The sequence below is a fragment of the Aquisphaera insulae genome (genome assembly GCF_011064615.1).
Lineage (GTDB): Bacteria > Planctomycetota > Planctomycetia > Isosphaerales > Isosphaeraceae > Aquisphaera > Aquisphaera insulae.
Map to the genome: position 1 here is coordinate 42,795 of NZ_JAALJH010000069.1, position 6,577 is coordinate 49,371.

The 6,577-nt window shown below is 67.9% G+C and carries 4 protein-coding genes; 3 read left to right on the plus strand and 1 reads right to left on the minus strand.

The window, feature by feature from the left end; translation table 11 throughout:
* Nucleotides 1-59: 59 nt before the first annotated feature.
* The gene (locus G6O54_RS27215; RefSeq protein ID WP_165230464.1) at nt 60-632 is read right to left on the minus strand and encodes a superoxide dismutase family protein; all 573 of its coding nucleotides are present in this window, start codon (nt 630-632) and stop codon (nt 60-62) included.
* Between the two features lie 352 nt (nt 633-984).
* Here G6O54_RS27215 and G6O54_RS27220 point away from each other — a divergent pair, with 352 nt between their 5' ends.
* From G6O54_RS27220 to G6O54_RS27230, 3 genes are all read left to right on the plus strand, one after another.
* Nucleotides 985-2,250: an endonuclease domain-containing protein gene (locus G6O54_RS27220; RefSeq protein ID WP_165230467.1), complete on the plus strand. Its 1,266-nt coding sequence runs from the start codon at nt 985-987 to the stop codon at nt 2,248-2,250.
* On the plus strand, nt 2,247-3,341 hold the full coding sequence (locus tag G6O54_RS27225; RefSeq protein ID WP_165230470.1) for a hypothetical protein: 1,095 nt from the start codon (nt 2,247-2,249) through the stop codon (nt 3,339-3,341). The genes G6O54_RS27220 and G6O54_RS27225 overlap by 4 nt, the downstream gene beginning before the upstream one ends.
* A gap of 20 nt (nt 3,342-3,361) precedes the next feature.
* A partial coding sequence (locus G6O54_RS27230) for a helicase HerA-like domain-containing protein (RefSeq protein WP_165230473.1) occupies nt 3,362-6,577 on the plus strand: 3,216 nt, incomplete at its 3' end.

Sequence of the window (6,577 nt, forward strand, 5' to 3'; positions counted from 1 at the left end):
CTCGCCCGCGCAAGGCGGACGGGAGGCCGCGAAGGGAAGCCGAGAGTCCCTCTCTGCTATCAGGGCTTCGCCACGCCGATGACGCCGACGGCCGCGCGGCCGCCCGCGTTGCCGGTGGGCTGGGTCTTGAAGTCGTCGGCCTTCTCGTGGACGACCACGCCGCGGCCGATGATCGAGGTCGGGCCGTGGAACTTGAGGCTCGCGTCCTCCAGGTCCAGGGTGGCCTTGCCGTTCTCATTGGCGGTGATGTTGCCGAGGTCGCCGACGTGCCGCTTGGCCGTGTCGGTGCCGGCGTGCTTCTCCGCGGTCGGGTTGAAGTGGCCGCCGGAGGCCATGCCGTCCTCGGACCAGACGCCGAACTCGTGGATGTGGAAGCCGTGCTCGCCGGGGGTCAGGCCGCTGATCTCGGCATGGACCTTGACCTTGCCCCCTTCCTCGGTGAACGTGACCCGGCCTTCCGCCTTGCTCGCCTTGGTGGGCAGCAGGATCGCCACCGCCTTCGTGATCGTCGCCTTGGCCGGCGCCATCTTCTCGTGCTGCGCCTGCGCCGTGCCGCGCAGGCCGGACAGGCCGACGCAGACCATCGAGCCGACCGCCAGCGTCAGCACACCCTTGCTCACCTTCGTCGTCATGTTGCTTCTCCCGTGGTTGATGCGTTCTGCCTGGTTCCTGCAAGATCGGCGGGCTGGACAGCCCACGCCCGCGCTGCACCTACGTGAGCAACGTTAGCCGCGGGCGAATGATCCCTTCAAGAGCCTCCCGATCCCTCGGAGACTTTCGGCGGCAAATACCCCGCCGCCGGGCCTTTTCTGAGGGAGTTTTCATCCGGGGACGAGAGGGCGCCGCGGGCGGTCCAGCGGACGCGGCGAGTCGTGGACATCGGGTCAATCATGGTTGATAATACGACGATTCCGTCGCGGCCGAAGGAGACGTCGCAGTTCTTTCGTGCGGGGCGGCGAGCGAGGTCATGGCAGGAGGCGAGCAATGCCGCCGACGGCCGGCAACGAGGTTCCCGCCCCATTCCGATCCTGGCTCGACCGCCACGATGAGCGGCGGAGGGAGGGAATCCCGACCGTCTCCGTCGTCCTCGAGGGGGAGAACGCCCTCTTGAGCCTGCTGGCCTGGGGACGGGCTGCCGGCAAGGGGCGAGCGCTCGTGGCCCCGCCCGGTGACGACTTCACCGAGGAGGGGATCGTCCGCGGCTGGCTCGTGCGGCTGCTCGCCGCGGTGGACCTGGAGGACGCCGCGACCCACTGGCTCGCCGGCCGGCTTGGCCGCGATCCCGACGAGCTGCGGCAGTCACTCAAGGACAGGTCCCGTTTCGAACGCGGGCTCTTCCTCGACTCCGCGCTGCCGATGGCCGACCTGGAGCCGGCGGAGGCCATCTGCGGCTGGATCCTCCGCCACCTCGCCGACGACGGCCGATTCGTGCCGAGGACCGCCGACGAGCTGGTGGACGAGGTCGGACCGATGGTGCCGCGGCCCGGCTCCCATGGCCGCTGGGCCGAGCTGCTCGCCGCGACGGCGCGCCTCTGCGGCGTCGAACGGCTTCCGCTCCTGGTGTTCGCGGCCGAGTCGAAGGCGAGTCCCGACGACGCCCCCCCTGCTCCGATCGCGCCCGATCGGCTCGAGGCGGTCGCCCGGATCCTCGCCAATCTCGTCTCCGCGCACCCGCCGCTGCCGGCGGCCGTGGTCGTGGGCCCGGCGGCGTGGCAGGATTACCTCGACCGCGTGCCGGAATCGCGCTTCAAGGCGATCCTCCGCCAGTCGGTCATCCCGGCCGAGGCCTCGCGACGAATCCCGCACACCGCCGAGGAGCACGCCCGCCAGGCCGTCGCCGATTCGCTCGCCGACCCGAGCGACGTGGAGAAGGCAGACAGGGCGAGGAGCGCGGCGGAGCGATTCCTCTTCGAGCGGCTCGAGGCCCGCCCCGAGACGGCCGGCCTCTTCCGGCTCAACGAGACGCTCGAGATCCGCTTCCACTCCTCCCGGCCGATCGAGGTCGACCTGCTGGCCCGCTCGCTGAGGCTCGCGGTCGAGATCGACGGCTATTACCACTTCACCAGCCGCGACCACTATCGCCGCGACCGCCGCAAGGACGCCCTCCTCCAGGCGCACGGCCACATGGTCCTCCGCGTCCTGGCCGAGGACGTGATCAGCCACCTGGAAGAGACCCTCGGCGCCATCCGCGAGGCCGTCGCACACCGCCGCGGATTGCTCGAAGAGAATGAGAGGAAGGACGACGCATGAACGACACTCAGGACCTCTCCCCGCTCGAAGCCCTCCTCCTGACCCGATACCTCGTCGCGGGGACCAAGCCGCCGACCGCGGCCGCCATCAAGAAGGACGTCGGTTCCCTCGTCGAGGACCGATGGACCGGCTCCGCCCTGACCGCGATGCTCGAGCGGGCGGAGCTGAAGCTGCTCACGCTCGGCTACCTGTCCCGGCCGGAGTCGCCGCCGGCACCGGCACCGAAGAGGAAGCCCAAGACCCCGCCCAAGCCCAAGGTCATGCCCGTCGAGTTCACGGCCGCCGGCCGCGAGGCGGCGCTGCGGTATCTCGGCGTAAGCGAGTTGCCACCGAAGTCAAACTGGGCGTCGGTCAAGAAGACGCTCCTGTCGGCCAAGGCCCTGGGGCTCGCCGGGAAAGCCGCCGTCGCCAAGGACGGGGTGAAGGCCAGGCTCCTCGCCAGGGCGCTGGGCGTCGCGGCGGCCGAGGGCGCGACGGCCAAGGAGGTCATCGACGCCTGGACCCGCAAACAATTCGGCCTTGGGCCAAAAGACTCGCTGAGCATCGCCTCGATCCAGCAGGCCCTCGCCTGCCGCGAGCTGGGCGAGCACCGACCGAGCGACCCCAAGAAGGCGTTCGACCTCCTGGTCGCGCGCCAGGTCGGCGCCCGCAAGGCCGACGACAAGGAACTCGCGGACGCCGTACTCCGCCGCTGGGCGGGGGGCGGCCAGGAGCCGAGCATCCCCGTTGAGCCCTCGCACGAGGGCATCGCCATCGAGCCCGAGCCGAGGATCATCCACCCGCCCGGCGACCTGTCCGCCTTCGCCGCCAAGGTCAAGGATGTCGCGGCCCGCAGCCAGACCGATCGAATCGGCGACAATCGCGTCTTCATCGCCCGCGTCTGGGACGCCCTTCAAGGAGATCCCGAGATCCGCACGATGGGCCTGGACACCTTCAAGCAGCGCCTCGCGGAAGCCAACAACAAGCGACTCCTCGACCTTACGCGAGCCGATCTCAGCTACGCCATGAACCAGGACGACGTCAACCGTTCTGAGGTCAACTACCTGGGTTCGGTCTTCCACTTCCTTTGGATCGCATCGGAGAGGCACTGACTACCATGGGACGAACCAACATGAGCACCCCCCGCGCCGCCGACCGCTCCACGCCGACTCCGAGCGAAGATCCCCGCGTCAAGGTGTTCTGCTCGGAGAAGCACCATGGGCTCTTCCACGCGATTGCCCAGGCCACCGACATCTGGAAGAGCGATCCCTTCGACGTGGAGTCGATCCATGGCGGAGTTCGATCCGCACTACACGGCATGGTCGACCGTGCGGCGACTACCGGTCAATTGCCGACCGGCCGGATGCTCCTGCTCTTGGGCGATGCCGGCAGCGGCAAGACGCATCTGATGCGTGCATTCCGAAACTCCGTCCACACGACGAACCGAGGATATTGCGCATACATGCAGATGACAGCGTATACCGAACAGTACGGTCGTTATGTACTGAACAATCTCATTCAATCGCTCGACAAACCCTATACCGATGCGTCAGGAACGCCGACCGGCCTGATCCGCCTCTCGGCTGCACTGGCGGATGCCGTGGCGTCCGACGCGAAGTCGAAGGCAATCCTGGAGCAAGTCCGAGACGATGATCTCGATCAGGCAACGCTCGACCAGGCCGTTCACGAGCTGACCGACCGGATTATCCTCGAGGAGAGGTTCAGTCAGATCGACGACGACGCCATCCGAGCGATCCTCTATCTCCAGCGTGATGATCCCCGGATCAAGGCGCGGGTGCTCAAGTATCTGCGCTGCGAAGACCTCACGCCCTACGACAGAAAACTCCTCGGCGACATCACCCCACGAACATATTCCGACGCACCTCATTGGATGATCCAGCGGCTGGGCGAGATGATCTGGGCACTCGAAAGAGTTCCACTGATCCTCTGCGTCGATCAGCTCGAGGACATGCACAACCTCGAGAACGCCGAGGTCCAATTCCGCCGTGCCCTCTCCACGCTGTGCGACCTCGTGAGCCGACTACCTTCGTGCCTCGTCGTGATCTCCTGCCTCCGCGACTACTACGAGGAGCTCAAGAAGAGCCTCGCCAAGACCACGAAGTCTCGGATTCAGGGAAGCTCCGGCCCGGTCGATCTCAAGGCACCTCGTGAGGCCAGCGAGATCGCCAGGCTCATCGGCAATCGCCTCCGCTTCCTCTTCGAGGCGGAGGGGATGGCCTGGTCCCCGACCGAGCCGTTCTATCCACTCCCCGCGGATGTCGATACGAGACTCGCAGGAATGAGCACGAGGGACGTACTGGAGAAGTGCCAGAGATACAGAGAGCGATGCATGGCGGAGGGTGTGCTTCTCCCTTTCGTTGAGGCTGTGAAGCCGCCTCCAGATCCCGACACGACCCATATCGAGCAAGCCTGGAACGAGCTGACCTCAGGAACCCCCCGCGAGATCCCCGCCCGCGAGGCCACCCTCGCCGAGATCCTCGGCGTCGCCATCCGCGCGTGCTCGGACGAGCTGACGACCGGGCATGACTTCCATGTGGAGGTGAGTGACCGATTCATCCCGGTGGAAATCCACGCGCCGGACAACTCCGCCGAGAAGCTGTATATCGGCATCTGCAACAAGAGCGCCAAGGGGGGCGGGCTCGGGCACCAGATCGACGAGGTCGCCAGGCTCGGCGAGGGACAGACGCTCGCACTCGTGCGCTCGACCGCGTTCCCTTCCAACCCAACGACCCAGATCGCCAAGCGGATCGGCGAGCTCACCGACAAGGGCGCCCGCGCCGTGGTCGTCGAGGACTCCGACTGGCGGACCATGATGGCCTACCCCGATTACGCCGCGAAGTTCAGGGACGATCCCGCCTTCTCGACCTGGCGGAAGCGGTCCCGGCCCCTCTCCAGCCTCGACTCGATCCGCCGGATCCTCGATCTCGACGGGCTGGAACGCGGCAGGCCCGCGAAGGTTGAGCCCCCCGCGGCGGACAAGCCGACCAAGGAGACCGACGGCCGCAAATCGACCACTCCATCGGCCACCACCCAGCAGGGTGGAACAGCCACGATCACCGGGACTCGCACCCCCCTGACCCTCGGCGTGACGAATGCCCGCAAGCCGGAGCCGGTGACGCTCGACCCGGACCTGCTCACGCGGCACGCGGCGTTCCTGGGCACCTCGGGGAGCGGCAAGACGACGGCCGCGCTGGGGATCGTGGAGCAACTGCTCGTCCGCGGCATCCCGGCGATCCTCATCGATCGCAAGGGGGATCTTTGCGCCTATGCGAGGCCCGGCATGGGGCTGCGGGATGACCTGGATGGGCCGATCGCCGAGCGGGCGAGACTTCTCCGCGATCGCGTCGAGGTCGCCCTCTACACGCCTCGCAAGAGTACCGGCCGGCCGCTCTCCATCGCCGCGGCCCCGTCGGGCCTCGGCTCGCTGCCGGACGACGAGCGCATCCAGGGGGCGAAGTACGCCGCCGCCGCCCTTGGCGGCATGATGAAGTACAGGGCCGCCAAGGCGGACATGGCCAACCTCGCCATCCTCGGCCAGGCCATCGCCATCCTCAGCCGCGACGAGCCCGACGCCCCGGTCGCCATCGGCGACCTGATCGACCTCATCGCCGACAAGGACAAGGCCCTCGTCGACGCCGTCGGCCGGCTCGACCCGAAGGGGTTCGACAAGCTGGTCCAGGATCTCGAGACCCTCCGCCTCAACTACAGCGACCTCCTGGCCGCCCAGGGCGAGCCCCTGGACATCGACGCCCTCCTCGGCCGGAGCCCGGACGGCAACACCACGCCCGGCAAGACGCGGCTGAGCATCATCAGCACCAAGTTCCTGGGCTCCGCGCACGACATCCAGTTCTGGGTCGCCCAGCTCTTGATGGAGCTCGCCCGCTGGGCGAGCAAGCACCCGGCCCCCGACGGCTCGCTCCAGGCCGTCGCCATGTTCGACGAGGCCGACCTGTACCTCCCCGCCGTCGGCAAGCCCGCCAGCAAGGAGCCGATGGAGAACCTGATCCGCCGCGCCCGGTCCGCGGGGCTCGGCCTCTTCCTCGCCACCCAGAACCCCGGCGACTTCGACTACAAGTGCCGCGAGAACATTCAGACCTGGCTCGTCGGCCAGGTCCGCGAGGCCAACTCCCTGGCCAAGATGAAGCCGATGTTCGCCGACAACCGCGTCGAGATCGCCGACACCCTCCCCGGCCAGAAGACCGGCGAGTTCCACCTCGTCCGCGAAGGTGAAGCCATCCCCCTCCGCGCCGACCGCTCCGCCGCCGACACCCGCCAGGTCCCCGAGGAGGAAATCCCCGCCCTGGCCCTGGAGACGGGGAGAAGGACG

What these genes read in the sequence shown, in the direction of transcription:
- G6O54_RS27225 (WP_165230470.1), top strand. Translation starts at nt 2,247, where the DNA reads ATGAACGACACTCAGGACCTCTCCCCGCTCGAAGCCCTCCTCCTGACC.
- G6O54_RS27220 (WP_165230467.1), top strand. Translation starts at nt 985, where the DNA reads ATGCCGCCGACGGCCGGCAACGAGGTTCCCGCCCCATTCCGATCCTGG.
- G6O54_RS27215 (WP_165230464.1), bottom strand. Translation starts at nt 632, where the DNA reads ATGACGACGAAGGTGAGCAAGGGTGTGCTGACGCTGGCGGTCGGCTCG.